Genomic DNA, 24,599 nt, shown 5'->3' on the forward strand with positions numbered 1-24,599 from the left:
CCGGGGAGGATGTCACCCGGGGGCGCCGTCGTCGTCAGCTCACCGCCCCCTTGGGCGGCTCGAACGCCGTGACCGGCATCTTGGGGCCGGTGTAGCGTTCGACCTGCACGATGCCCGACTGGCCGCAGTTGCCCATCGCGAGGCCGGAGGTCGGGATGTCCCGGACAAGCACGTTGACGCTGCCGTTCTTGCAGAGCGAGCCGGGGACGCCGGGCTCGGCCGGGTCGTACCAGCCGCCTTCGGACAGGCGCACCGCGCCGGGCATGATGTCGTCCGTCACGACCGCCCCGGCGAGCACCTGTCCCAGGTCGTTGAAGACCCGGACGACGTCGCCGGACTTGATGCCGCGGGCGGCCGCGTCCTGCGTGTTGATCAGCAGGGGTTCCCGGCCGTCGACCGCGTAGGTCTTGCGCAGCGACATGGCGTTCGACAGCTGCGAGTGCAGCCGGTGCGACGGGTGGGAGCTGATCAGCGACAGCGGGTAGCGGCTGGAGCGGTCGCTCTTGTGCCAGTCGATCGGTTCATACCACCTGGCATGGCCGGCGCAGTCCGCATAGCCCATGCCGGCGACCTTCTTGCTGAACAGCTCGATCAGGCCGGACGGGGTGCCGAGCGGGTTCAGCAGGGGATCGCCGCGGAAGTCGGCGTGGCGGACCCATGTCTTGGCGCTGTCCGGGATCGGGAACTCGACATAGTCGCCCGACTTCCAGAACAGCTCGAAGGGCGGCAGCGCCACGCGCGACGCCCGGGCTCCGACCGTGGCCCCCTTGTAGAGGTCCTTCAGCCACTGCATCTCGTCGCGGTCTTCGGTGTAGGCGGAGCGGTAGCCGAGACGCTCCGCGATGTCCGCGCAGATGTCGAAGTCGTTGCGCGACTCCCCGATCGGGTCGATGACCTTGTGCATCGGGAAGATGTACTTGGCCGAGTAGTCTCCCCCCATCTCCAGGTCGTTGCGCTCGTAGCTGGTGGTGGCGGGAAGCACGATGTCCGCGTGTTTCGCCGTCGCGGTCCAGTAGGGCTCGTGGACGATGACGACCTCGGGACGATGCTGCCAGGACCGGACGAGCTGGTTGATGTCCTGATGGTGGTGGAACGGGTTGCCGCCCGCCCAGTAGATCATCTTGATGTCGGGATAGGTGATGTCCTTGCCGTTGACGTTGATCGTCTTGCCCGGGTTCATCAGGCAGTCGAAGATCCGTGCGGCCGGGATCGGCGGCGGCAGCGGTCCGGTCGCCGTGCCGGCGCCGAGCCCCTTGAGCATCCCGCCGCGCGCCGTCGGCGACCCGCCCGACGCGTAGTGGTACGAGAAGCCGATGCCGCCGCCCGGCAGGCCGATCTGGCCGAGCATCGCCGCCAGGGTGACGAGCATCCAGTGGGCCTGTTCGCCGTGCTGCTGGCGCTGGATCGACCAGCCGGCCATCAGCATGGTGCGCTTGGCCGCCATCTCGCGCGCCAGCGCCCGGATCTTGTCGGCGGGAATGCCGCACAGCCCGCTGGCCCATTCCGGCGTCTTCGCCACGCCGTCTTCCTTGCCGACCAGATAGGCCTCGATCTCCGGGAAGCCGACCGTGTAGGTCTTCAGGAACTTCGCGTCGTAGAGCTTTTCCGTGTAGAGCGTGTGCATCAGCCCCAGCATCAGCGCCACGTCGGTGCGCTGGCGGACCGGCAGCCATTCGGCGTTAAGCTGCTTGGCGGTGTCGGTGTGGACGGGGTCGATGGTGACGACGCGGATTCCCTTGGCCTTCAGGGCGTCGAACCCGTTGTAGCCCTCGAAGTCCGGGATGTTCCACGAGTTCTTCAGCGTGACGTAGGGATCGGCGCCGAAGATGACGACGAACTGGCTGTTCGCCAGGACCGCCGGCCACACCGTCTGCTGGTCGTAGACCTCCAGCGCCCCCATGACGTGCGGCATGATGATCTGCGCCGCCCCGGTCGAATAGTCGCCGAAGTAGCCCTGGCAGCCGCCCCCGAGATACATCAGCCGCCGCACCGCGTTGCGCGAGTTGTGCAGCAGGCCGACGCTCTTCCAGCCATAGAGGCCGGCCAGGATGCTGCTCCCGCCATGCTCCGTCCGGACGCGCTGGATTTCGGAAGCGACGATGTCCAGCGCCTGTTCCCACGACACCCGGACCCATTCGTCGCGTCCGCGCAGGGACGGGTCGGCCTTGCCGCGCTTCTCCAGGAAGCCGCGGCGGATATGCGGGTACTTCACCCGTGTCGGGGAATAGACCTGATCGGGGATCGCCCGGATCATGTCGTCCGCCGGCGAATGGATGAGCGGGATCGCCTCGACGAACTTTCCGTCCTTCACCACGGCGCGGAACGGCCCCCAGTGGGCGCCGGTCAGGATGCCTTCCGCCTCCCGCAGGTTCGGGTTCCGGATCGCCGCCAGCACGCTGTTGGACGCCACCGCCGTCATGGGCAGGGCCGCCCCGCCGATGCCCAGCGCCTTCAACAGGCGGCGCCTGGACAGGTCCATCTTTTCCTCAGTCTCGCGGACTTTCATAATGCACTCCGTTTCCGGTGCCCGCCCTGGTCCCGGCGCCAAGCCTGTCGCTCGGGGACCGGGCGGATGCGAACCTCAAAGCCGACCGCACATCTCAGTGCGTGGCGCTCTCCGCCATGTCGCGCCCGTGCTTCTGCACGTACTGCATCAGAAGGCGCTTCTGCTCGTCGTTCATCGCCGTGCGGATCTGCATCGACTGGACGACGCCGATCCACTGGTTGGCGGTGAAGTGCGTCAGGTCCGGCTCCGCATGGCAGTTGCCGCAGTTGCTGCGCAGCAGTTGCCCCGCCGCATCCCAGATCAGCTTCGGTGCGCCGACCAGATGGCCGGGTTCCACCCAGGCCTCGACGGAGACCGCCGTCCATTTCTGGCCGCTGCCCGTGTCGTCGACGACCTGGCCGAGCTTCGCGCGCTCGACCGTATCCTGGGACATCACGGCGTTGACGACGCGCTTGCCGACCGAGAAATAGGCGATCTTGTCGACGCCTTCCTGCCGCCAGCCGTCGATGCGCACCTTGATCATGCCTTTGTCCTCGCCGATCCTGGTGACCGGTGCCGAGGGCATCAGCGTGCCGTCGTTGGTCTCCCGGCTGTCGGCGGACAGGTAGAAGGGCGTCGTCTCGATGGCGTAGAGGGCCGTCGTCTGCGGCGGCACGCTCTTCGCGGCTTCGCGGAGCTTGGAGACGCCGGTGTCGCTGTCGTTGGACAGCGGCAGGAAATGCGCGATGCCCTTGTGGCAGGTGATGCAGGTGGTCTGCTCGCGGATCGCCACCTCATGGTAGCGGCGGGCGGACGGGCGCTGCTCCAGCAGGTCCATGTTGGAGAGGCTGTGGCAGGACCGGCACTCGCGGGAGTCGGTCGCCTCCATGGTCTTCCACACGGTCTCCGCCATGCGGTGACGCGCGGACTCGAACTTCTCCTCGGTGCCGACGGTGCCCAGGAACTGGTGCAGCAGGTCCTTCGACGCCCGGACCTTGGCCCACAGCAGCTCCGGACCGCTGGACGGGACGTGGCAGCTCGAACAGCCGGCCTGGATGCCGACCCGGTTCTGGTAATGGAGAGTCCCCTGGTACTCGACGTAGTTGCCCTGCATCGTGTGGCACGACGTGCAGAACTCGTTGGATTTCGTCTCGTGAACCAGGACGTCGAACCCGACGAAAAGGGCGGCGCTGAGCGCGGCGCCGCCGACGAACATTCCCAGGAGTATTTTCGTCACTTTTCTCGTCCGGCGACCGGAACTGATGGTTTCAGGCTTCATGCTCCACCTCGACTCGGTTTCGAAGGCCAGACTGCTCCCGAAAGTCCGTTCCGGGGCTTGGAGCGCGATCGATGTCAGCCTTCATTGCCGGGGGCATGATCGCCCCCTCCCTTGTGCCCGATGACTGTTGCACCCCGACCTGCAACGAATGCGTGTTGGGAGCCATCGGCTTCAAAAATCCGTTGTGGATTTCCGGTTGATTTGAAAATTGGAACCACTCCACCTCTTCTTATATTGCAACAAAGTGGGAGGTTACCGACTATGTAGACTTATAATAGCCAATGTTATCGCATGACCGATCTGCGCTGCGATTCATGCGGCCTGTTGTCACATCACGCAGTCAAACGGGCAGCCAACCGGAAGCGTGAGCTTCATTATTCGAACATTTTATACAAAACGGATTTTGGCGGGACGATCTTGACTGTTTTGATTGGTCTATTGGGGATGGCGCAATTGTACTACCAGTGGTAGAGTCGCCACCCTTCTTCGATGAGGGGAAAGAGGCGCCGGCCGGGCGGCGCCGCGACTGTCGCAGGCGCCCCGGAATTGTACCGGCGCCTGCGGTCCGGCAAGCCCGGGCGGAGTGCCCCGGTCCTGCCGGTGGTCCCGGGCTGAGCGTGCCGCTCGGGCAAAGGCAGGCGGCGGGCAGGGGCCGCGCCGCCCTGATGTCGGTCCGGGGGCCGGTCAGCCGGCCCGCACCTGCGACAGGAACCGTCCCACCTCGTCGCGCAGGCTGTCGGTCTGGACGGAGAGCTGGCGGACGTTCTCCAGCACCTCATAGGCGACCTTGCCGTTCCGTCCGGCGGCGCTGTTCACGCCGCCGATGCTGGCGGACACCTCGTGGCTGCCCTGGGCGGCCTGCTGGATGTTGCGGCTGATCTCGCGCGTCGCCGCCCCCTGCTCCTCGACCGCCGAGGCGATGGAGGTCGCCACGTCGTTGACCCGGCTGATGACCTGCGCCACGCCCTTGATCTCGTGGACGGCCTGGGCGGTCTCGGCCTGGATGGCGGCGACCTGGGCGGCGATCTCCTCGGTGGCCTTGGCCGTCTGGTTGGCCAGCGCCTTGACCTCCTGCGCCACCACGGCGAAGCCCTTGCCCGCCTCGCCGGCGCGGGCCGCCTCGATGGTGGCGTTCAGCGCCAGCAGGTTGGTCTGGCTGGCGATGGAGTTGATCAGCTCCACCACCGCGCCGATCCGTTCGACCGCCGTGGCGAGACCCTCGACCCTGCCGTTGGCCCGCCCCGCGCTTTCCACCGCCTCGCGGGCGATCTGCGCCGATTCGCCGACCTGCCGGCTGATCTCGCCGATCGAGCTGGACAGCTCCTCCGTGGCGGCGGCCACCGTCTGGACATTGGCCGAGGTCTGCTCGGTCGCCGCCGCGACGGCGCCGGCCAGCGTGCCGGTCTCGTCCGCGGCGCGGGTCATGTCCTGGGCGCGCTGCTCGATGCCTTCCGCCTCCTGGGCGACGTCGTGGATCAGGCTGCCGACGGTCTGCTCGAAGTGGTTGGCGAGACTTGCCATCGCCTCGCGCTTCTCCGCCGCGCTGCGCTCCGCCTGCGCGGCCTGGCTGGCCTCCAGCTCCGCCTTGGACAGCGCGTTCTCCTTGAACACCTGCAGCGCCTGCGCCATGCCGCCGATCTCGTTGCGGCGGGTCGCCTCCGGAAAAGTGACGCTCAGATCGCCGGCCGCCAGCGAGGTCATCTTGTCCCGCAGGCCGTGCAGCGAACGCACGATGCCGCGGTTGATCAGGAACGCGATCAGCACCAGTCCGCAGACCAGCACCGCCGCGATGACGCCCAGCCTGGCCAGGAACTCGTGATAGGCGGCGTCGATGTCGTCGGTGTAGACGCCGGAGCCGACGATCAGGCCCAGCGGCTGGTAGCGCTGTACATAGTTCGTCTTCAGCAGCGGGGTGTCGGATCCCAGCTTCGGCCAGACATAGTGGACGATGGCGCTGTCCTGCTTCTGCAGCGTCTCGACGATCTCGCGGACGAAGTATTTTCCGGCCTTGTCCTGAAGCTGCATCCGGTCCGTGCCGACCGCCTTGTGGTTCGACGGGTTGGCGACCGCGATGCCGTTCAGGTCGTAGGCGAACAGATAGTCGGCGCCGCTATGATAGGACATGGCGTGGACCGCGTTGCGGAAGCGCGACAGCGCCTCGTCGCGGCTGATGGTCCGGGCCTCCACCTCGGCGTTCAGGCCCTTCGCCAGCCCCACGGCAAGCTCGACCGCGGAGCGGATGGTATCGATGCGGTCGTCGACCATGCGCTGGTGGGTGAAGGCACTGCTGACGGCGATCACGACGACGGAGGTGAGCACCGATACCGCGACCAGCACCGCCAGCTTCACGCGGATCGTCAGATTTCCCAGAATCGTCATGGCGTCGTAGTTTCCTGAACTGGAGAGCCGGGCACGCTCGCCCGGACCGGACCTGGAGCCGGTTCCGTAGCGCGGTTGCGCGCGCATCGCTACCGGCGGTTGCTATACTACGAACGGATGTGGTAATTGAAATCGAATTATCGGATCACGGTAATTACGTTTCGCTATTACCGCCCGGACCCGTGACGGGTGCCGTTCATCGCTTCCCGGCGGCGCCGTCCAGATTGGAGAAGTGGGCGAGGGTCGGGCCGGCGACCTCGCGCAGCAGTCCCACGAAGCGCTCCGCCGCCGGCGAGAGGGAGCGGTTGGCCTTGCGGATGAAGCCGATCCTGCGCACCAGCCCCGGCGTGCGGATCGGCTCGACCAGGATGCCTTCGCAGGACGCGGCGTCGACGGCGGATTCCGGCAGCACCGACACGCCGAGCCCGGCCCGCACCATGCCGACCGCGGTGGACATGTAGTTCGCCTCGCAGGACAGGCTGATCTCCAGCCCTTCCTTCTCCAGCGTCCGCTCGATCAGCGACCGCACGCTGGTGCCGCGGGCCGTCAGGATCACCGGGAAGGCCGCGACGTCCTTCAGCAGCAGCGGCCGCCGGCCGGCCAGCGGATGGTCGGTGGGGAAGAAGGCGCACATCCGGTCGCAGAGGAAATCGGTCACCTCGACGTCGCGGTCCGGCCCCACCCGGCTGCCGATGCCGAAATCCACCTCCTCCGCCTTGACGAGCTGGATGATCCGCTCGGCGACGACGTCGCTGACCTTCACGTCGATGTTCGGGTGGTCGGCGGCGAAGCGGCGGATGGCGATCGGCAGCAGGCCGGCGGCCACCGACGGCAGCGTGGCGACCGAGACCGAGCCGCGCCGCAATCCCGCCAGGTCATGGCTGGCGCTCATCACCGCCTCCAGCTCGCTCAGCACCCGTTGCAGGGCGGGCAGCAGATCCCGGCCGGCCTGGGTCAGCACCACCTGCCGCTTGTTGCGGTCGAACAGGCGCACGCCGAGCGACTCTTCGAGCTGGCGGATCTGCACCGTCAGGGCCGGCTGCGACACATTGACCTCCGCCGCCGCCCGCGTGAAGCTACCCAGCCGCGCCACGGCCACGAAAGCCCTGATGTGCCTGACCCCCTGGAGCATGGCGCGCCTCTCATAAAAGAGTCGGATTACCGTGATACAGCAAATTCATTTCTCTAATCTGATTGCCGGTTCGTACCATGTCAATCACGGACGCTGGTCCGGCATGGGGCGATAGGACGGCAAAGCCGGAAAGACGCGCCGAAGCCGGACGTCCACGGCAGGGAACATGACTTTCCGACCCGGTCTCCGGAGCACTCTCCGCAGGCCGGGCATGGGTCGCCGACAGCCGTCCGACAGAATCCTTCGCCAAGCGAAGCAGATAGCCCAAGAAAAAGAAAAACAATAATAACGCCAATCATAGTGGAGGTCCCATGCTCGCCATACTCGGCTTGGCCACCATCGTGGTTCTGCTGGTGGTCATTATGACGAACCGGATGTCGCCGCTCGTGGCGCTGATCGCCGTGCCGATCATCGCAGCGCTAGCAGGCGGCTTCGGCCTCGAAACCAGTAAGTTCATCATCGCCGGCATACGCTCGATCGCGCCCACCGCCGGCATGTTCGTCTTCGCCATCATCTTCTTCGGCGTCGTCACCGATGCCGGCATGATGGATCCGATCATCGACCGCATCCTGCGCGTCGTCGGCACCCGGCCGGCCCGCATCACCGTCGGCACGACCCTGCTGGCGCTGCTGATCCATCTCGACGGCTCGGGTGCCGTCTGCTTCCTCATCACCATTCCGGCAATGCTGCCGCTCTACGACCGGCTGGGCATGGACAAGCGCATCCTGGCGCTGTGCGTGTCGATGGCGGCGGGCGTCAACTTCTTGCCCTGGACCGGTCCGATGATCCGCTCGGCCGCGGCGCTCAAGGTGCCGGTGACCGACATCTTCAATCCGCTTATCGCGGTGCAGGGCGTCGGTCTGCTGTTCATCTTCATCGTCGCCTTCCTGCTGGGCAAGCGCGAGGAACGCCGCCTCGGCCTGAGCGGGACGGCCGCCTCGGCCGGCGGGGACGACGCCCCGGTTGGACCGGCGCCGCGCGTGCTGACGCCGGAGCAGATCAAGATCCGCCGCCCGAAGCTGTTCTGGGTCAACCTGATCCTGACCGCCGTCATCATGGGCGTGATGATCGAAGGCGCCGTCGATCCGGTGGTGATGTTCATGGTCGGCACCGTGCTGGCCCTGATGATCAACTACCCCGACGTCAAGATGCAGAAGGACCGCGTCGACGCCCACGCCAAGGCGGCGCTGATGATGGCGAGTATCCTGCTGGCGGCCGGCGTCTTCACCGGCATCATGAGCGGCACCAAGATGCTGAGCGCCATGGCGCAGTCCGCCGTCGCCTTCGTCCCGCCGGAAATGGCCCAGCACATCCCCTTCACGCTGGGCATCCTGTCCATGCCGCTCAGCCTGCTGTTCGACCCGGACTCCTACTACTTCGGCATGATGCCGGTGATCGCGGAGGTTTATAAGACGCTCGGCGGCAACCCCATCGAGATCGCCCAGGCCTCCGTCCTCGGCCAGATGACCGTCGGCTTCCCGGTCAGCCCGCTCACCCCCGCCACCTTCCTCGTCGTCGGCCTGTGCGGCATCGGCCTCGGCGAGCACCAGAAATTCTCGATCCCCTACCTGTTCGCCGCCTCCGTGGTCATGACCATCACCGCAGCGGTCCTCGGCATCATCCCCTTCTGACACGCCCGGGACACCGTCAAGCGACCGCCGCACACAGGAGCAGCACCATGAAAACCATCCGCATCGGATCGGGCGCCGGCTATTCGGGCGACCGCATCGAACCGGCCGTCGAACTGGCCGAAAAGGGCGACATCCAGTATCTCGTCTTCGAGTGCCTCGCCGAGCGCACCATCGCCATCGCCCAGGGCGCGAAGCTCAAAGACCCGACCAAGGGCTACGACCCCCTGCTGGCCGAGCGCATGCAGGCCGTCCTGCGGCTGTGCCGCGACAAGGGCATCCGCATCATCACCAACATGGGGGCCGCCAACCCCGCGGCCGGTGCGGCGAAGACGCGGGAGATCGCGCAGTCGCTGGGGCTCAAGGGCCTGAAGATCGCCGCCCTGTCGGGTGACGACGTGCTGGAGACGCTGAAGTCCGGCGGCCACCGCATCGAGGAGACCGGCGCGCCGGTCTCCTCCCTGGCGGACAAGCTGGTCTCGGCCAACGCCTATCTCGGCGCGGCTCCCATCGTCGAGGCGCTGAAGGCCGGCGCCGACGTCATCATCACCGGCCGCGTCGCCGACCCGGCCCTCTTCCTCGCCCCGCAGATCTTCGAGTTCGGCTGGTCGATGGAGGACTGGGACCGGCTGGGCAAGGGTACCGTGGTCGGCCATCTGCTGGAATGCGCCGGCCAGGTCACCGGCGGCTATTTCGCCGACCCCGGCGCGAAGGACGTCGCCGGCCTCGCCCGGCTGGGCTTCCCGATCGCCGAGGTGCGGGAGGACGGCGGCGCCGTCATCACCAAGGTCGCGGGCTCCGGCGGGGCGGTGACCACCGCCACCTGCAAGGAGCAGCTTCTCTACGAGATCCACGACCCCGCGACCTATTTCACGCCGGACGTCGTCGCCGACTTCTCCCGCGTGCGCTTCACGCAGGAGGGGCCGGACCGCGTGCGGGTGGCCGGCGCCACCGGCCGGGCGCGGCCGGAGACGCTGAAGGTGTCGGTCGGCTACATCGACAGCTACATCGGCGAGGGCCAGATCTCCTACGCCGGTCCCGCCGCGCTGGCCCGCGGCCGGCTGGCGCTGGAGATCGTGCGCGAGCGCCTCGCGCTGACCGGCGTCAGGACGACCGAACTGCGCTTCGACCTGATCGGCGTCGACTCCATCCACGGATCCGCCCTCTCCACCGCCGAGGCGCGGGAGCCCTACGAGGTGCGCGTGCGCGTCGTCGGCCGCACCGACAGCCTGAAGGAGGCGGTGCGCATCGGCAACGAGGTCGAGACCCTCTACACCAACGGTCCGGCCAGCGGCGGCGGCGCCACCAAGTCGGCGAAGGAGGTGGTGGCCATGCTGTCCGCCCTGCTGCCCCGCGGACTGGCGAAGCCCGCCCTCGATTATGTGGAGGCCTGACATGAAACTCCGTGACATCGCCCATTCCCGCACCGGCGACAAGGGCGACATCTCCAACATCTCGGTCATCGCCTTCGACGAGAAGGACTATCCGCTGATCGAGGCCGCGGTGACCGTCGAACGCGTGAAGGCGCTGTTCCGCGAGATCGTCCATGGCGACGTGGTGCGCTATGCGATCCCCAGCATCGGCGCCCTGAACTTCGTGATGCAGAAGGCGCTCGGCGGCGGCGTGACCCGCTCGCTGGCGCTGGACGCCCATGGCAAGTGCCTGGCGTCGGCGCTTCTCGACCTCGAGATTCCCGACCGCGCGGCCTGAGCCGGGCTCCGGACTCGCAAAAGAACCAAGAGAACTCCTACCGGGCGCACCGGCCCCCGCTTCGCCGCGGAGGCCGACAGGGGCCGGCTGTGCCGAACGAGGATCGTCATGAAGAAACTGGTCAGTCTCGAGGACGCCGTCTCGCGCATCCCCGACGGGGCCGTGCTGATGATCGGCGGGTTCATGGGGGCGGGCACGCCGCCGCGCCTGATCGACGAGCTGGTCCGCCAGGGCCGGCGCGACCTGACGGTGATCGGCAACGACACCGCCCGTCCGGGCGTCGGCATCGGCAAGCTGATCGCCGCCCGGCTGGTCCGGCGGGTCGTCACCAGCCACATCGGCACCAACCCGGAGACCCAGCGCCAGATGATCGCCGGCGAGACGGAGGTCGAGCTGGTGCCGCAGGGAACGCTGGCCGAGCGCATCCGCGCCGCCGGCTTCGGTCTCGGCGGCGTGCTCACCCCGACCGGCGTCGGCACCGTGGTGGCGGAGGGCAAGCGCACGGTCGAAGTCGACGGCCGCGATTTTCTGCTGGAGCCGCCGCTGCGCGCCGACTTCGCGCTGATCAGCGCCCGGCGGGCCGACTACCGCGGCAATCTCGAATTCGCGCTCACCTCGCGCAACTTCAACCCGCTGATGGCCATGGCCGCCGGAACCGTCATCGCCGAGGCCGAGGACATCGTGCCGGTCGGCGTCATCCCGCCCGACTCTGTCGGGGTGCCGAACGTGCTGGTGGACCATCTGGTGGCCAAGGAGCACCGTCATGGATGAGAAGACCCTGATCGCCAGACGCGTCGCCCTGGAACTGCGCGACGGCGACCTCGCCAACCTCGGCATCGGCCTGCCCACCCTGGTGGCCCGCCATCTGCCGCCGGGCATCGACGTGTTCTTCCAGTCGGAGAACGGCATCGTCGGCATGCAGGCGCTTCCCGAGGAAGGGATGGCCTGGACCGACCTGACCGACGCCGGCGGCAGCCCGATCGGCGCCGTTCCCGGGGCCGCGGCCTTCGACAGCGCCATGTCCTTCGGGCTGATCCGCGGCGGCCACCTCGACGTCACCGTGCTGGGCGGGCTGCAGGTCGACGGGGAGGGGCGCCTCGCCAACTGGATGGTGCCCGGCAAGATGGTGCCCGGCATGGGCGGCGCCATGGATCTCGTCTCGGGCGCCAGGCGCGTGATCGTCGCCATGACCCACGCCGCCAAGGGCGAGCCGAAGATCGTCGAGCGCTGCACGCTGCCGCTGACCTCCGTCCGCCGCGTCGATCTGGTGGTGACCGACATGGCGGTGATCGAGCCGACCGACCGCGGCCTGCTGCTGAAGGAAACCGCGCCCGGCGTCACCGTCGCCCAGGTGCTCGCCGCGACCGGGGCACCGCTGATCGTTCCGGAAACCGTCCCGACCATGCCGGTCGCCGCCTGATCCGCGGCGGCATCCGACAGGGGTCAGGCGCCGCGCGGGCGTTGCCGCAGCAGGCTGATGACGCCGTCCTCCCGCGGCTCGCCCGATGCCGGGGCGGGGGAGGTCTCCGCCCGCTGCTGCGCCATCGTCAGGTAGCGCACGCAGGTGACGCGCAGGAAGGAGGCCAGGTTCTGGACCTCGCCGCGCACGCTCATGACCTCGTCGTACAGCGTGACGATCAACTGGTTGGTCGTCATGCCGTCCCGCGCGGCCAGCTCGGCCAGGACGTTCCAGAACAGGTTCTCCAGCCGCACGCTGGTCGCCATCCCGTGGATGCGCACCGCGCGGGAACGGGACTCGTACAGGATGGGGTCGGTGTTGGCGAAGATGTTGCACATGAAAGGTCCCCTCCTGCGGGATCAGGCCCGTCCGTGTCCCTGGGTGCCGAGCAGACGGTCCGGCCGCAGGGCGCCGCCCGCCCGGCGGATCCCGTATTGGCTCAACTTGCGGTAGAGCGTGCTGCGCGAGATGCCGAGGATGGCGGCCGCGTCGGACAGGTTGCCCTGCGTCGCCATGATGACCTCCTCGATGGTGCGCTGTTCGGTGATGGTCAGCGACAGCGGCGGGCAGGCGGACGCGGTGCAGGCGGCCGGCGGATCGCCGCGCAGCTCGTCCGGCAGGTCGGCCGGTTCCACGGTGCCGCCCGCCGACAGCAGGATGACCCGCTCGACCAGATTCTTCAGCTCGCGGACATTGCCCGGCCAGTCGTAGCGGTTCAGCAAATCCATCACCCCGGCGGAGAAGCGGGCCGGCGGCCGGCCGTGCCGCTGTGCCAGCAGCGTGTTGAAATGGCTGACCAGCCGGTCGACGTCGCCGTGCCGCTCCCGCAGGGGAGGGACCCGCAGCGCCGTCACGCTCAGCCGGTGGTAGAGGTCGCGCCGGAAGCGGCCGGCCGCCACCTCCTCGCGCAGGGTGCGGTTGGTCATGGCGAGCAGGCGGACGGTGACCCGCCGCGGCGTGTTGTCGCCGACGCGGTAGAGCACGCCTTCCTCCAGCACGCGCAGCAGATAGGGCTGCAGGTCCAGCGGCAGCTCGCCGATCTCGTCCAGGCAGAGGGTGCCGCCGTCGGCCAGTTCGAACCGGCCGATGCGCCCCTCGCTGCTGGCGCCGGTGAAGGCGCCGCGGACATAGCCGAACAGCTCGCTCGCCAGCATCTCGCGGGACACCGCGCCGCAATTGAACGGCACGAAGGGGCCGCCGGCCACCGCGCTGTGGCCGTGGATCGCCCGGGCGAACAGCTCCTTGCCGACGCCCGTCTCACCCTCGATCAGGATCGGCACATGCAGGGGGGCGAGACGCTCGGCCTGTCCGATCACCGTCGTCATGCTCGCGCTGCCGCCGACGATGCAGTCGAAGCTGGAGCGCGCGCTGTCGGCCTCGTCGGGCACCGGCCGGCCGCGGGCGGCCGTGCGCGGCGGCTGGGCCGAACCGGGGATGACCAGCAGGGTGCCGCGGCGTTCGCCGTCGAGCATCAGCGGCTTGACCCATTCCGCCGGCAGCCGGGCGGCTCCGGATTCTCCGGCCGGATGGGCGCGGGGATCGCCGCCGATCTCCTGCAGGATGGGCAGTCTGGCGCCGCGGTTGAGGTCGGGCAGGTCCGGCCCCAGGCGGGACTTGAGAAGCTGGGCGGCCTTGCGGCTGACATAGAGCAGCCGGTCCTTGGCGTCGAGCGCGATCAGCCCCTCTCCGGCATAGCGCTGGCTGTCCTCCAGGCAGGCTTCCAGCAGGCGCATGTGCTCGGCCTCGGTCTGGCGGGCCAGCGCCCATTCCACCTGACGGGCGGCGACGACGGCGAGCGCCAGGGCCTGGGTGCTGAAACAGTGCTTGAGGCCCGAGATGTCGAGCAGGCCGATCACCGAGCCGTCGATGGGGTCGTGGATGGGCGCGCCCGCGCAGCTCCACCCCTTGATGCCCTCGCAGTAATGCTCGGCCGCATGCACCAGCACCGGCTGCCGCGAAGCCAGCGCCGTGCCGATGCCGTTGGTGCCGGCGCAGGTCTCGCTCCACCGCCCGCCGCGCCCAAGGCTGATGTCCTGGGCGGCGGCCAGCGTCCCCTGGTCGCCGACGGCGTCGAGTACCACGCCGCTGGCGTCGGTGATCAGCATCACCGTGCGCGTGCCGGCCAGCAGCGTGGCCGCCTCGGCCAGCGTCGGGGCGGCGGCGCGCAGAAGCTCGCGGTTGTCGCGCCGCAACGCCTCGATCCGGTCGGCCGCCACCACCGGCGCGCTGGATCTCCGGACATCGACGAGCAGCCCCTGGCAGCGGCTCCAGGACCGGGCGACCACGTCGCGGACGGGCAGGCCGTCGCGCCGCGATCCCGACACGAAATCCTCCCAGGCCTTCATGATCGCCGACTCGCCGTCGGCGAGCCCGTGGATCGCCGGCCCCGGCGACGGAATGGAACGGCCGCTCCCGCCGGCACTCGCTTTGGTCAACACGATCCCTCCCCCGCTTTCCAACATCCTGTTCTTGCGGTCCTTTCCCGGCCCGGCCCCGATGCCTTCGCAAGACGAGGCGACCGGAAGGGACTGGGTGGTCCGTCATGCGGATTGCTTTGGTCACGAATGGTAATGGAAGGGAGGCTGCTCTGGGTAGTAGCGGGGTATTCTATGTCCTTTTTCCCGCCGCCTTCCCCCAAAGTGCACCGCCGGCCTCGACGATGCGCTTCGGGGGCTGGGCCGCTGCGGTTACTGCCGGCCGTAGACTTCCGCGCCGCCCCCCCGCGCGGGGCCGGCGGTCGGGTCGTCGCGGTCGGGGATGTCGGCGATCAGCGTGTGGGTGGTCAGGATCAGCTTCGCCACCGACACGGCGTTCTGCAGCGCCAGCCCGGTCACCTTCACCGGATCGATGATGCCGGCGGCGAACAGGTCGGTGAACCGTCCGGTGCGGGCGTCGAAGCCGGTGCCGTCGGGCAGGGTGGCGAGGCGGGCGAGGATGTCGGCCCCGTCCAGGCCGCCGTTGGCGGCGATGCAGGCCAGCGGCTGCAGGATCGCCCGCTGCACCAGCCGGACGCCGGCGCGCTGGCCGGCCGTCGCCTCCTCCGCCAGCGCGTCGAGCCGGGGCGACAGGCGGGCGAGCGCTGTGCCGCCCCCGGCGACCACCCCCTCCGCCAGCGCGGCGCGCGCCGCCGCCAGTGAATCCTCCAGGAGCTGGGCGGTCCGCTTCTGCTCGACCGGCGTGGCGCCGCCGACCTGGATCACGGCGGTTCCGTGGGTCAGCTTGGCGAGGCGCTGGGCGAGCTTGTCCCGCTCGATGTTGGGCGGGGCCTCCTCCCACTGGCGCTGGACCAGCTCCCGCCGCGCCCGGATGGTGCCGGGCTCGCCGTGGCCGCGCAGGATGCTGGTGGCGGCGGCGGTGACCTCGATCCGGTCGGCGCTGCCCAGGTCGTCGAGCGTGACGGCGTCGAGCCGGCCGCCGAGGTCGCGGGCGACGACCCGGCCGCCGGTCAGGATGGCGATGTCCTCCAGCATCGCCTGGCGCCAGTGCCCGAATTCCGGCGGGTTGATGGCGACGACGGTGCCGCGCCCGTCGCGCCGGACCGCCATCAGCGTGGCGATGACCTCCGGCGCCAGGGAGTCGGCGATCACCAGCAGCGGCCGGCCGCCGCGCCCGATCAGGTCGAGCAGGCGCAGCATCGGCTCCGCCGCGGTGATCTTGTGGTCGGTCAGCAGGATGTGGGGCCGTTCCAGCACCGCCGACCGTCCGCTCGGGTCGGTCGCCATGTGATGGGAGACGAAACCGCGGTCGAGCGTCATCCCCTCCAGCACCGACAGGGCGGTCGGGGCGCCGGCCAGCCCGTACTCGATGTCGATGACGCCCTCCGTCCCGACGCGGCGCAGCGCGTCCGCCACCAGCCGGCCGAGGGACGGGTCGGTCGCCGCGACGGTCGCCACCTGCTCCAGCTCGCGGTCCCCGGCGAGCGGCCTCGCCGTGCGGCGGAGCGCGTCGACGATGGCTTCGCAGGCGCGGTCCATCCCCTCCACCAGCTCGACGGAGCCGTGACCGTCGGCCAGCACGGCGATGCCGTCCTGGATCAGGGCGTTGGCCAGCACCGTCGCGGTCGTCGTGCCGTCGCCGGCCACGTCGTTGGTCTGCTTGGACACCTCGCGCACCACCTGGGCGCCCATGTTCTCGAAGCGGCAGGGCAGCTCGATCTCCGCGGCGATGCTGACGCCGTCGCGCGAGACGAGCGGCGTCCCGATCGGGCGGTCGATGATCGCGTTGGTTCCCTTCGGTCCCAGCGTGCCGCGCACGGCCAGCGCCAGCTTCTCCACGCCGCGCCCCAGCGCGGCCCGCGCCTCGGCATGGTGCAGCATCATCTTCGCCATCCTGTCGGTCCTCCCAGTTGCTTGTCTGCTCGTTCGCGGGGAGACCCCCGGCGCCGCCGGAGGCCTCCCAGCCGGGCGCCGGCTGTTCGGCCGGCTATCCGGCCCGCTATTCGTAGGCCAGCGCGTCGTCCATGTTGCCGAAGAGGACGACCGTGTCCTCGTCGATCATGACCATGCGGCCGTAGTGGGTGGAGGTGGAGATCTCGAACAGATGCGGGGTCATCTCGCGGCCAAGGGCCTCGCTGATCTCGCTCATCCTGAACTCGATCTTGCCTTCGCCGTCGATGCGGATCATCGCCGGCAGATAGGTGACGGAGATGCCGGGCTTGGTCTCCATCACCTCGGCGATGCAGCGCGCCTCGACGCTGTCGTTCATGGTGACGCCGCACTGGTGCGAGATGGTGTTCTCGCGCGTGATGTCCTTCAGCGGCTTGAAGAGCTGCTGTTCGGTGGTGACGCTCATGGGACTGTCCTTCGGCTGGTGGGAGAGGGGCCGCCGCTCACTCGGCGGCATCGGCCGGGGTGGCCGGGGCGGCCGTGGCGTCGGCGGGCGACGCCGACAGTTCCACCGGGGGCAGCACCGGCAGCTCGGCGTCGATGCCGATCTCCCGTCCGATCGCCGCGACGCGGTTGCGCGCCCGCTCGAAGGCCTCGGGGAAACCCGCCACCTTGACCCGCGGCAGCGACCACAGCGGCTGGAGCTGCAGCGCCGCCTTCACCGCCAGCGCGGCATGGCGGCCGAACCACTCCTGCAGCAGGGCGCGGTTCTGATCGCCGTGGGCCGGGTCGCGGGCCAGCAGGGCGAACAGCTCCACCGTGTTGGCGAGGTTGCGCTCGTAATCGGCCTCGGCGGCGGAGATGACCGACGGGGTGGAGAAGTCGTTCTGGGCGGCGGCCACCTGCATGACGAAGCCGCTGCGGAACAGCTCGCCGACCAGCGGCTCGAACACCGCATTGGCGGCGAAATACTGCTCCAGGAAGTCCTCGGCGGCGCGGATATGCTCCACCGCCTCGCGGCAGGGCTGCCAGACCGGGTCCTCCAGCCAGTGCCTCTTGCCGGCGTCGAGGTCGAAGCTTCCGCCGGCCCCGCCGATGTCGCTGCCGATCTCCGCCAGATAGAGCGTCAGGTCCTGGGCGAAGCGCAGCTTGTAGGAGGCGTTGGTCAGGATGGCGTTGTTGACCATCTGCGTGTAGCCGTAGCGCTGCGCCCGCATCAGCGCGGTGCCCAGCCCGTACTCGGCATGCTTGAAGGCGCCGACATGGTTCTGCAGCACGGTGACCCAGGCCTTGTCGAAGCGCTGCGGCGCGCCCGCCCGCCGGGCGTTGTCCACCACGTTCTGGATCATGCCGACGATGGTCGACTGGCGCTGGTAGTGGGTGCGCTCCCACTCCTGGTCGGGGGCGCGGAAACCGTGCCAGTCGTTGCTGCGCAGCTTGGTCCAGTTCTTGGAATAGGTCGGGGTGCCGTCGCCGAAGGAGATGATCCAGTCCTGCAGCAGATAGCGCTCGGGGTCGGGCTGGACGTCGACGGTCACGTCCTCGTAATGGGTCGCCTTGCGGCCCTTCGGCTCGAAGTAATTGTAGCGGCGGCTGTCCGAGCCGGGGAAGACCCTGGCTCCGGCGGCGGCCGACCGGATCTCGTCGGTGTCTTGCTGAACGGTCATTGTCTTTCCTCCCTTGGGATTCCGGGTCACCGGGTGGCGGGGGTGAACTTGTCGAAATAGACGCGCGCGGAATCGACGCCGGCCACCTGCAGGACCGGCAGCACCGCGTCGATCATCGGCGGCGGCCCGCAGGCGTAGACGTCGGCCTCCTCCGCGTCGGGCAGGGCGGCGAGGTGGCGGCGCAGCACCTCGTGGATGAAGCCGGTCTCGCCGGTCCACGCGTCCTCCTCCCCGGCATGCGACAGTGCCGGGATGAAGACGAAGTCCGGCATGGCCGCGGCGAACTCCTCGAACAGGTCGAGATGGAACAGGTCGCGCCGGCCGCGGGCGCCGTAGAACAGGCGGACCGGGCGCGTCTCGCCGCTCGCCGCCTGGTCGCGCAGGATGGACAGCAGCGGCGCCATGCCCGAGCCGCCGCCGACCAGGATCATCGGCCCCTGGCGGTCCTCCCGGCGGAAGCAGGTGCCGTAGGGGCCGCGCACGCTCACCGGCTCGCCCGCCGCGAGGCCGTCGACCGCGGTGGAGAAGGCGCCGCCGGGATACTTCTTGATGATGAAGTCCAGCCGGCCGGGCTCGCCCGGCGGGTTCGCCATCGAGAAGGAGCGGGTGATGCCCCGGCCCGGCAGCGTGATGTCGACATACTGGCCGGCCCAGAACTTCAGCGGCTGGTCGAGGTCGATCGCCACGCGGACGATGTCGTGGGTCAGCGGCTCCACCGCCGCCAGCCGGCCGGCGAAGTCCTTGACGGGGATCGAGCGGGACAGCAGGTCCTCGTCGTAGTTCAGCAGCTCCACCTCCACGTCGCTGTAGGCCAGCGAGCGGCACAGCAGGATGTGGTTGCTGTCGCGCTCCGGATCGGAGAGCGCGAAGGTCGAGTATTTCAGCATCTCGACGTCGCCGTCGATCAGCAGGCATTTGCAGGCGGAGCATTGCCCCTCCTTGCAGCCGTGCATCAGCGAGACGCCCTGGCGGAAGGCGGCGTCCAGGATGGTCTCGCCCTCCTCGACCTCCATCTCGACGCCGACCGGCTCCAGGCGGACGGTGTGGACGGCGGGCTTCTTCTGTAGGGCTTGCGTGGTCATGGTCGGGTGATCTCCGCGATCGGTGTCCGCAAGGCTCCGCCGCTCCCCCTTTCCGGGCGGAAAGGGGGACGGTCCCGGAAATCCGGGGCTGCGGATGGTGGGGGTGGGGCGGGATCAGACCCGGCGGATCGTGAAGCCCTTGCGGTACTCGTCGATGTGCGCCTGTCGCTGCTCCGGCGTCATCTCGCGCAGCTTCAGCAGCGGGCTCTGGATCGTGTAGCCGCGGACATGGTCGAGGGTCCACATGTCCTTCTCCTCGAAGGACAGGTGCGGCTGGGCGATCAGCGTCTTTCCGTCGGGGCGGACGAAACCCATGTCCTGGATGGCGTCGGCCAGATCCCAGCCGTGATAGACCTCCTCCCACTGGCGCCGGCCGGAGAAGCGGCCCATCGCCGGGGTCGGGCGGCCCTGGTACTCGGCCGCGAAGGCCTCCTTGTGGGTCCAGCGGTCGACCTCGGACGCATAGGTGTAGAGCTCGCCGTCCACCTCGTCGACCTGGAAGTCCTCGCGGATGACGCAGGGCACCAGGCTCGACCAGCAGCGGTGCGGATAGACGTAGCCGGTGTCGGCGAAGGTGATGGGGACGCTGCCCGGCTTGCTCAGCTTGGCGTAGTTCTCCCACCAGACGCCGAACTCGTCGTACCAGCCCGGATACTTGCTCTCGAACCACTCGAAGTCGCGCTCGGTCATCGCCTCGATGCGCCAGAAATTGGCCCACCAGCCGGCCGAGAAGAACTGGGCGATCTTGTGGACGTAGCCCTTCTTGACGATGGCGTCGAAGGCCTCGTGCACGTCGTCGTGGTGGATCTTGATGCCGTACTTCTCCAGCGGCAGCATGTAGGTGCGGTAATAGTCCTCGAAGATCCAGCGGTGCCACAGCTCCGCGTAGGACTCCTTGGTCTTGTCGCGGTTCCTGGTGCCGTACTCGATGATCGTGCCGATGGCGGCGTCGACGATCATGTGGTTCTGCCAGAAGGAGTAGCGGATGTCGCGTTCCAGCAGCAGGTGGTTGTCCGGCTCCTTCAGCACGGACATCAGCATGGAATGGCCGTTGCCGATGTGGCGGGATTCGTCGCTCTGCACCGACAGGAAGACGGTGGGCAGCGCATAGTCGCCGTTGCGCGCGGCTTCCGACGGCATGGCGACGAACAGCGTGTTGGTGAAGGCGGTCTCCGCCACCACCTGCAGATAGATGTTGGACGCGGTGATGGCGTCGCCGGTCAGGAAGGCCTCACCGAACTGCCGGCCGATGGTGGTGGCGTAGCATTTGCCGAACGCCTTCTCCGTGATGTCGAACCCGGCCGGGTCGATGTAGTTCTCCATGTACCATTTCTTGAGGTTCATCTGGATCGTCGAGTGCCGGAACTCGTCGATCATCTGCATGGTGAAGCCGGTGCGCAGGTCGTCGCCGGGGGCAAGCTGGCCGAGCGTCGCCATGGAGCGGGCGGCGGAGATCTCGGGGAAGGGGATGATCGCCAGGAACAGCTTCATCCACTCGATCCAGCGCGGCTCGACGTTGCGGAACATGTCGCCGCGCAGCGCGGCGTCGAGCGCGCCGTAGACGCGGTTGTCCTTCTCCTCCTGCATCGGGAAGTAGGAGCGCAGCACCTGCTTCATCGGATCGCGCGGCGCCTTGGTGATCTTGTAGTCGGTGGGGAAGCTCATCGCCTCCTTCACGTAGGTCGGCGTCCAGCCGAGGTCGGCGACGCGGCGCGCGGCCTCGCCGATGCTGATGCCCTTCTGGCTGGTGATCTTGTTCAGCGTCAATCCATCCGGCATGTCGTCTTCTCCCTAGTGACGTGATGTTGGCTGATCCGGCGCTGGCTGGTCCGGTATCGCTGCGGCAGTGCGCTTGCGGGCGGCGGTTGCGGCCGATGCGTCGCTGTCCCGGTTGCGGGCTGTGGTCCGTCGGTGGTGGGGAAAGCGTCGCCCGGCGCCATCGCGCCCCGTCTGTTCGACCCTCGGCGGAGTCGGGAAGCCGGCCGGTCTCGCCGTCTCCACGAAGGCGCTGCCGCCTCGCTCTCCAAGCAAAGCAACCGCCGTGCCAATTCGCCTCGACCGCCCTCTCCGGGTGCCGGAGGCATCGCTTGATACGCTGACTGTCCCATTATGAGACAGATTGTCGCATCGCTCTGTCGCGGAACGGGACAGCGGGACCAGGACGGCGGGGCGGAATCCGCCGTTGCGCCGGCCTGGGCGGCAACGTCCGGCCCTGGCATGACGCTTGCTCTTTCCCTGCCGAACAGGCGCCGTCCCGGCCGAACCGCTCCCGTGCGGCGACCGGGTGCCGGAACAGGCGGCGCCGGACGATGGTCGGGAGGGACTTCTAGACATGACGCACGCCTTGCACGCGCGGCCGATGCCCGTGGGGATCGCCGCCCTGCTGTTCCTGCTCCTGCTGCCGCTTCCCGTAGTGACGCCGTCGCAGGCCGCGGCGGCCGGCGATGGCGAGACCCTGTTCCGCCAGCAATGCGGCACCTGCCACACGGTGAAGAAGGATGAAGGGGCGCGGGCCGGCCCGCCGCTCTACGGAGTTCTCGGCCGCAAGGCGGGGACGGCCGCGGACTTCGAGTATTCCGATGCCTTGCGCCGGGCCGGCTTCACCTGGGACGCCGGCCATCTGGAACGCTGGCTGACCAACTCCAACGACTTCCTGCCCGGCAGCTACATGAACTACCGCCAGGAGGACGATGCGGTCCGCCAGGGGATCATCCGCTTCCTGCAGAGCAACGCCGCCAAGTGAACCGGAGACGGCATCATGGCCAAGATCATCCACATGATGGTGCGCGTCCTCGACGAGACGAGGTCGCTCGACTTCTACGCGAAGGCCTTCGGGCTGGAGCCGGCGGACCGGCTGCCCTTCGACGGCTTCACGCTGATCTACCTGCGCAACGCGGAGAACGACGTGGAGCTGGAACTGACGGTCAACCACGACCGCACCGAGCCCTATACCCACGGCGACGGCTACGGACACATGGCGGTCGCCGTCGAGGATCTGGAGCGCGAGCACGCCCGCCTGTCGGCCCTGGGCTGTCCGGTCACGCCGGTGAAGGAGTTCGCGCCGGGCGGGCGGCTGCTGGCCCGCTTCTTCTTCGTCACCGATCCCGACGGCTACAGGATCGAGGTGCTGCAGCGCCACGGCCGCTACCGGTGACCGCCGTCACGACAATCACAAGACCAAGTCCACCAGAGGGAAGGAGACGTCGATGATGCGAGTTCTCGACAAACGGACACAGATCAACCGCCGCAATTTCCTGAAGACCTCCGCGGCGTCGGCCGTCGCTGCGGGCGTGGTGTCGGGCGGGGTGGTGTCGGTCACCGCGACGCCGGTCTGGGCGCAGTCGCTCAAGGCCATCAAGCCGGAGGCGGCGAAGACGCTGCTCGTCATGGTGCGCGACCTCTACCCGCACGACCGGCTCGGCGACAGCTACTACGAGACGGCGCTGGCCTCCATGGATGCGGAGGCCGCCAAGGACGCCGCCCTGGCGACCCAGCTCAACGACGGGGCGGCGGCCCTCGATTCCGCGGCGCGCGAGCTGCGCAAGGCTCCCTATGCCGCGCTCAGCAGCGAAGCCGACCGCGTGGCGGTGCTGAAGTCGGTGGAGACCACGCCCTTCTTCCGGAAGGTGCGCGGCGACATGGTGGTCGCCCTCTACAACCAGCCGGAGGTGTGGGCCAAGCTCGGCTACGAGGGGCCGTCGGCGGAGTATGGCGGCTATCTGCACCGCGGCTTCGACGACATCGACTGGATCAAGGAAGCCTGACCGGCCGTCCGCCGGGGAACGAAGGGCTGCACCGACAAAACGGGAGGACGAGGAATGGCTGCGAAATTCAGTCTCGACGACGACAGCGTCGTGGTGGTGATCGGGTCGGGCGCCGGGGGCGGCACCCTGTCGAACGAGCTGGCCCAGAAGGGCATCAAGGTGGTCTGCCTGGAGGCCGGCGGCCGCCACGAGATCCAGGACTTCGTGAACGACGAGTGGAAGAGCTTCTCGCAGATCTCCTGGCTCGACAAGAGAACGACCTCGGGCGACTGGCGGGTCGCCAGGGACTTTCCCAACCTGCCGGCCTGGATCGTGAAGGCGGTCGGCGGCTCCACCGTCCACTGGGCCGGCGCCTCGCTGCGCTTCCAGGAGCACGAGTTCAAGGCACGCACCACCTATGGCGCGCTGGACGGGGCCAACCTGCTGGACTGGCCGGTCACCCTGGCGGAGATGGAGCCCTACTACGCCAAGGCCGAAACCAAGATGGGCACCACCGGGACCAACGGCATTCCGCGGCTGCCCGGCAACAACAACTACAAGGTGCTGGCCGCCGGGGCCAAGAAGGTCGGCTACACCGAGGTCCACACCGGCAACATGTCGATCAACAGCAAGCCGCGCGACGGCCGCGGCCCCTGCCAGCAGATCGGCTTCTGCTTCCAGGGCTGCAAGTCGGGCGCCAAATGGTCGACCCTCTACACCGAGATCCCCAAGGGCGAGGCGACCGGCAAGCTGGAGGTCCGGCCGAACAGCCAGGTTCTGAAGATCGAGCATGACGCCAGGGGCCGCGTCAACGCCGTGCTCTACGCCGACAAGTCCGGGACGCTCCACCGTCAGAAGGCCCGCATCGTCGCCGTCGCCGGCAACTCCATCGAAAGCCCGCGGTTGCTGCTGAACTCGGCCTCCACCCTGTTCCCGGACGGGCTGGCCAACTCCTCGGGGCAGGTCGGGCGCAACTACATGCGGCACATGACCGGCTCGGTCTATGGCGTCTTCGACAAGCCGGTGCACATGTACCGCGGCACCACCATGGCCGGCATCGTCAAGGACGAGTCCCGCTTCGATCCGTCGCGCGGCTTCGTCGGCGGCTACGAGATGGAGACGCTGTCGCTCGGCGTGCCCTTCATGGCCGCCTTCCTCGATCCCGGCGCCTGGGGGCGCGGCTTCACCTCGGCCCTGGACGCCTACGACCATATGGCCGGCATGTGGCTGGTGGGGGAGGACATGCCGCGGGAGACCAACCGGGTGACCCTGCACGCGACCGACAAGGACAAGTTCGGCCTGCCGATCCCCAACGTGCATTTCGACGACCATCCCAACGACGTCGCCATGCGCACCCATGCCTATGGCCGCGGCTCGGCGATCTACGAGGCGGTCGGCGCGATCCGCACGATCCACACGCCGCCCTATCCCTCCACCCACAATCTCGGCACCAACCGCATGAGCGCCAACGCGCGCGACGGCGTGGTGAACAAGTGGGGGCAGGCGCATGACGTGAAGAACCTGTTCGTGTCGGACGGCAGCCAGTTCACCACCGGCGGCTCCGAGAACCCGACGCTGACCATCGTCGCGCTGGCCATCCGGCAGGCCGACTACATCGCCGACCAGATGGCCAGGAACGTCATCTGAGCGCATCCGGGATCCGAGCGCATCCGGGCGGCCCCCTCCCGTGTCCGAACGGAGGGGGCTGGC

General features: G+C 68.5%; 20 protein-coding genes. 9 read left to right on the forward strand and 11 right to left on the reverse strand.

The features are described 5' to 3' along the window. Positions 1-34: 34 nt before the first annotated feature. The 4 genes from torA to DEW08_RS25670 form a co-directional block, all read right to left on the reverse strand. Positions 35-2,506 (reverse strand): trimethylamine-N-oxide reductase TorA, encoded by a 2,472-nt coding sequence (gene torA, locus DEW08_RS25655; protein WP_109332666.1) that lies wholly within the window; start codon positions 2,504-2,506, stop codon positions 35-37. 94 nt (positions 2,507-2,600) lie between these two features. Then, positions 2,601-3,722, reverse strand: a complete 1,122-nt coding sequence (locus tag DEW08_RS25660) for a NapC/NirT family cytochrome c (protein WP_168220518.1) — start codon at positions 3,720-3,722, stop codon at positions 2,601-2,603. Between the two features lie 726 nt (positions 3,723-4,448). Next, positions 4,449-6,143: a methyl-accepting chemotaxis protein gene (locus tag DEW08_RS25665; protein ID WP_109332668.1), complete on the reverse strand. Its 1,695-nt coding sequence runs from the start codon at positions 6,141-6,143 to the stop codon at positions 4,449-4,451. 196 nt (positions 6,144-6,339) lie between these two features. Further along, entirely contained in the window at positions 6,340-7,275 is a 936-nt protein-coding gene (locus DEW08_RS25670; RefSeq protein WP_109332669.1) for a LysR family transcriptional regulator, read from the reverse strand. A 311-nt stretch (positions 7,276-7,586) separates the two neighbouring features. Here DEW08_RS25670 and DEW08_RS25675 point away from each other — a divergent pair, with 311 nt between their 5' ends. The 5 genes from DEW08_RS25675 to DEW08_RS25695 all read left to right on the forward strand — a co-directional run bounded on the left by DEW08_RS25675 (position 7,587) and on the right by DEW08_RS25695 (position 12,033). Continuing rightward, the gene (locus tag DEW08_RS25675; protein WP_109332670.1) at positions 7,587-8,906 is read left to right on the forward strand and encodes a CitMHS family transporter; all 1,320 of its coding nucleotides are present in this window, start codon (positions 7,587-7,589) and stop codon (positions 8,904-8,906) included. Between the two features lie 47 nt (positions 8,907-8,953). Continuing rightward, on the forward strand, positions 8,954-10,297 hold the full coding sequence (locus tag DEW08_RS25680) for an acyclic terpene utilization AtuA family protein (protein WP_109332671.1): 1,344 nt from the start codon (positions 8,954-8,956) through the stop codon (positions 10,295-10,297). Position 10,298: 1 nt separating this feature from the next. Beyond that, positions 10,299-10,613, forward strand: a complete 315-nt coding sequence (locus DEW08_RS25685) for an AtuA-related protein (protein ID WP_109332672.1) — start codon at positions 10,299-10,301, stop codon at positions 10,611-10,613. Between the two features lie 108 nt (positions 10,614-10,721). Beyond that, positions 10,722-11,384: a CoA transferase subunit A gene (locus tag DEW08_RS25690; RefSeq protein WP_109332673.1), complete on the forward strand. Its 663-nt coding sequence runs from the start codon at positions 10,722-10,724 to the stop codon at positions 11,382-11,384. Beyond that, positions 11,377-12,033 carry a 3-oxoacid CoA-transferase subunit B gene (locus DEW08_RS25695; RefSeq protein ID WP_109332674.1) on the forward strand — a complete coding sequence of 219 codons (657 nt, stop codon included), beginning with the start codon at positions 11,377-11,379 and terminating at the stop codon, positions 12,031-12,033. Before DEW08_RS25690 ends, DEW08_RS25695 begins: the two co-directional genes overlap by 8 nt. A 23-nt stretch (positions 12,034-12,056) precedes the next feature. Here the strand turns inward: DEW08_RS25695 and DEW08_RS25700 are convergent, their stop codons facing one another. From DEW08_RS25700 to DEW08_RS25730, 7 genes are all read right to left on the reverse strand, one after another. Continuing rightward, positions 12,057-12,410 carry a ribbon-helix-helix domain-containing protein gene (locus DEW08_RS25700; RefSeq protein WP_109332675.1) on the reverse strand — a complete coding sequence of 118 codons (354 nt, stop codon included), beginning with the start codon at positions 12,408-12,410 and terminating at the stop codon, positions 12,057-12,059. Between the two features lie 21 nt (positions 12,411-12,431). Next, positions 12,432-14,510, reverse strand: a complete 2,079-nt coding sequence (locus DEW08_RS25705) for a sigma-54-dependent Fis family transcriptional regulator (protein ID WP_425429139.1) — start codon at positions 14,508-14,510, stop codon at positions 12,432-12,434. A 249-nt stretch (positions 14,511-14,759) separates the two neighbouring features. Next, positions 14,760-16,400 (reverse strand): molecular chaperone GroEL, encoded by a 1,641-nt coding sequence (gene groEL, locus DEW08_RS25710; protein ID WP_109332678.1) that lies wholly within the window; start codon positions 16,398-16,400, stop codon positions 14,760-14,762. Positions 16,401-16,506: 106 nt separating this feature from the next. Then, a complete protein-coding gene (locus DEW08_RS25715; RefSeq protein ID WP_109332692.1) occupies positions 16,507-16,863 on the reverse strand; it encodes an MmoB/DmpM family protein in 357 nt (118 codons plus the stop codon). Positions 16,864-16,900: 37 nt separating this feature from the next. Continuing rightward, on the reverse strand, positions 16,901-18,064 hold the full coding sequence (locus tag DEW08_RS25720; RefSeq protein ID WP_109332696.1) for an aromatic/alkene monooxygenase hydroxylase subunit beta: 1,164 nt from the start codon (positions 18,062-18,064) through the stop codon (positions 16,901-16,903). A gap of 26 nt (positions 18,065-18,090) precedes the next feature. Further along, entirely contained in the window at positions 18,091-19,146 is a 1,056-nt protein-coding gene (locus DEW08_RS25725) for an NADH:ubiquinone reductase (Na(+)-transporting) subunit F (protein WP_109332701.1), read from the reverse strand. Between the two features lie 114 nt (positions 19,147-19,260). Next, entirely contained in the window at positions 19,261-20,925 is a 1,665-nt protein-coding gene (locus tag DEW08_RS25730; RefSeq protein ID WP_109332702.1) for an aromatic/alkene/methane monooxygenase hydroxylase/oxygenase subunit alpha, read from the reverse strand. A 553-nt stretch (positions 20,926-21,478) separates the two neighbouring features. Between DEW08_RS25730 and DEW08_RS25735 the strand changes: the two genes are divergently transcribed. The 4 genes from DEW08_RS25735 to DEW08_RS25750 are packed head-to-tail and all read left to right on the forward strand — an operon-like array spanning position 21,479 to position 24,536. After that, complete coding sequence (locus tag DEW08_RS25735) at positions 21,479-21,889, forward strand: c-type cytochrome (protein WP_109332703.1); 411 nt, start codon at positions 21,479-21,481, stop codon at positions 21,887-21,889. A 15-nt stretch (positions 21,890-21,904) separates the two neighbouring features. Further along, positions 21,905-22,300 carry a VOC family protein gene (locus tag DEW08_RS25740; protein ID WP_109332704.1) on the forward strand — a complete coding sequence of 132 codons (396 nt, stop codon included), beginning with the start codon at positions 21,905-21,907 and terminating at the stop codon, positions 22,298-22,300. Between the two features lie 55 nt (positions 22,301-22,355). Further along, positions 22,356-22,910, forward strand: coding sequence for a twin-arginine translocation signal domain-containing protein (locus tag DEW08_RS25745; RefSeq protein ID WP_109333441.1), 555 nt, complete (start codon positions 22,356-22,358; stop codon positions 22,908-22,910). Between the two features lie 54 nt (positions 22,911-22,964). After that, positions 22,965-24,536, forward strand: a complete 1,572-nt coding sequence (locus DEW08_RS25750; protein WP_109332705.1) for a GMC family oxidoreductase — start codon at positions 22,965-22,967, stop codon at positions 24,534-24,536. Positions 24,537-24,599 lie beyond the last annotated feature (63 nt).

It is taken from the genome of Azospirillum thermophilum, from assembly GCF_003130795.1.
Taxonomy (GTDB): Bacteria; Pseudomonadota; Alphaproteobacteria; order Azospirillales; family Azospirillaceae; genus Azospirillum; species Azospirillum thermophilum.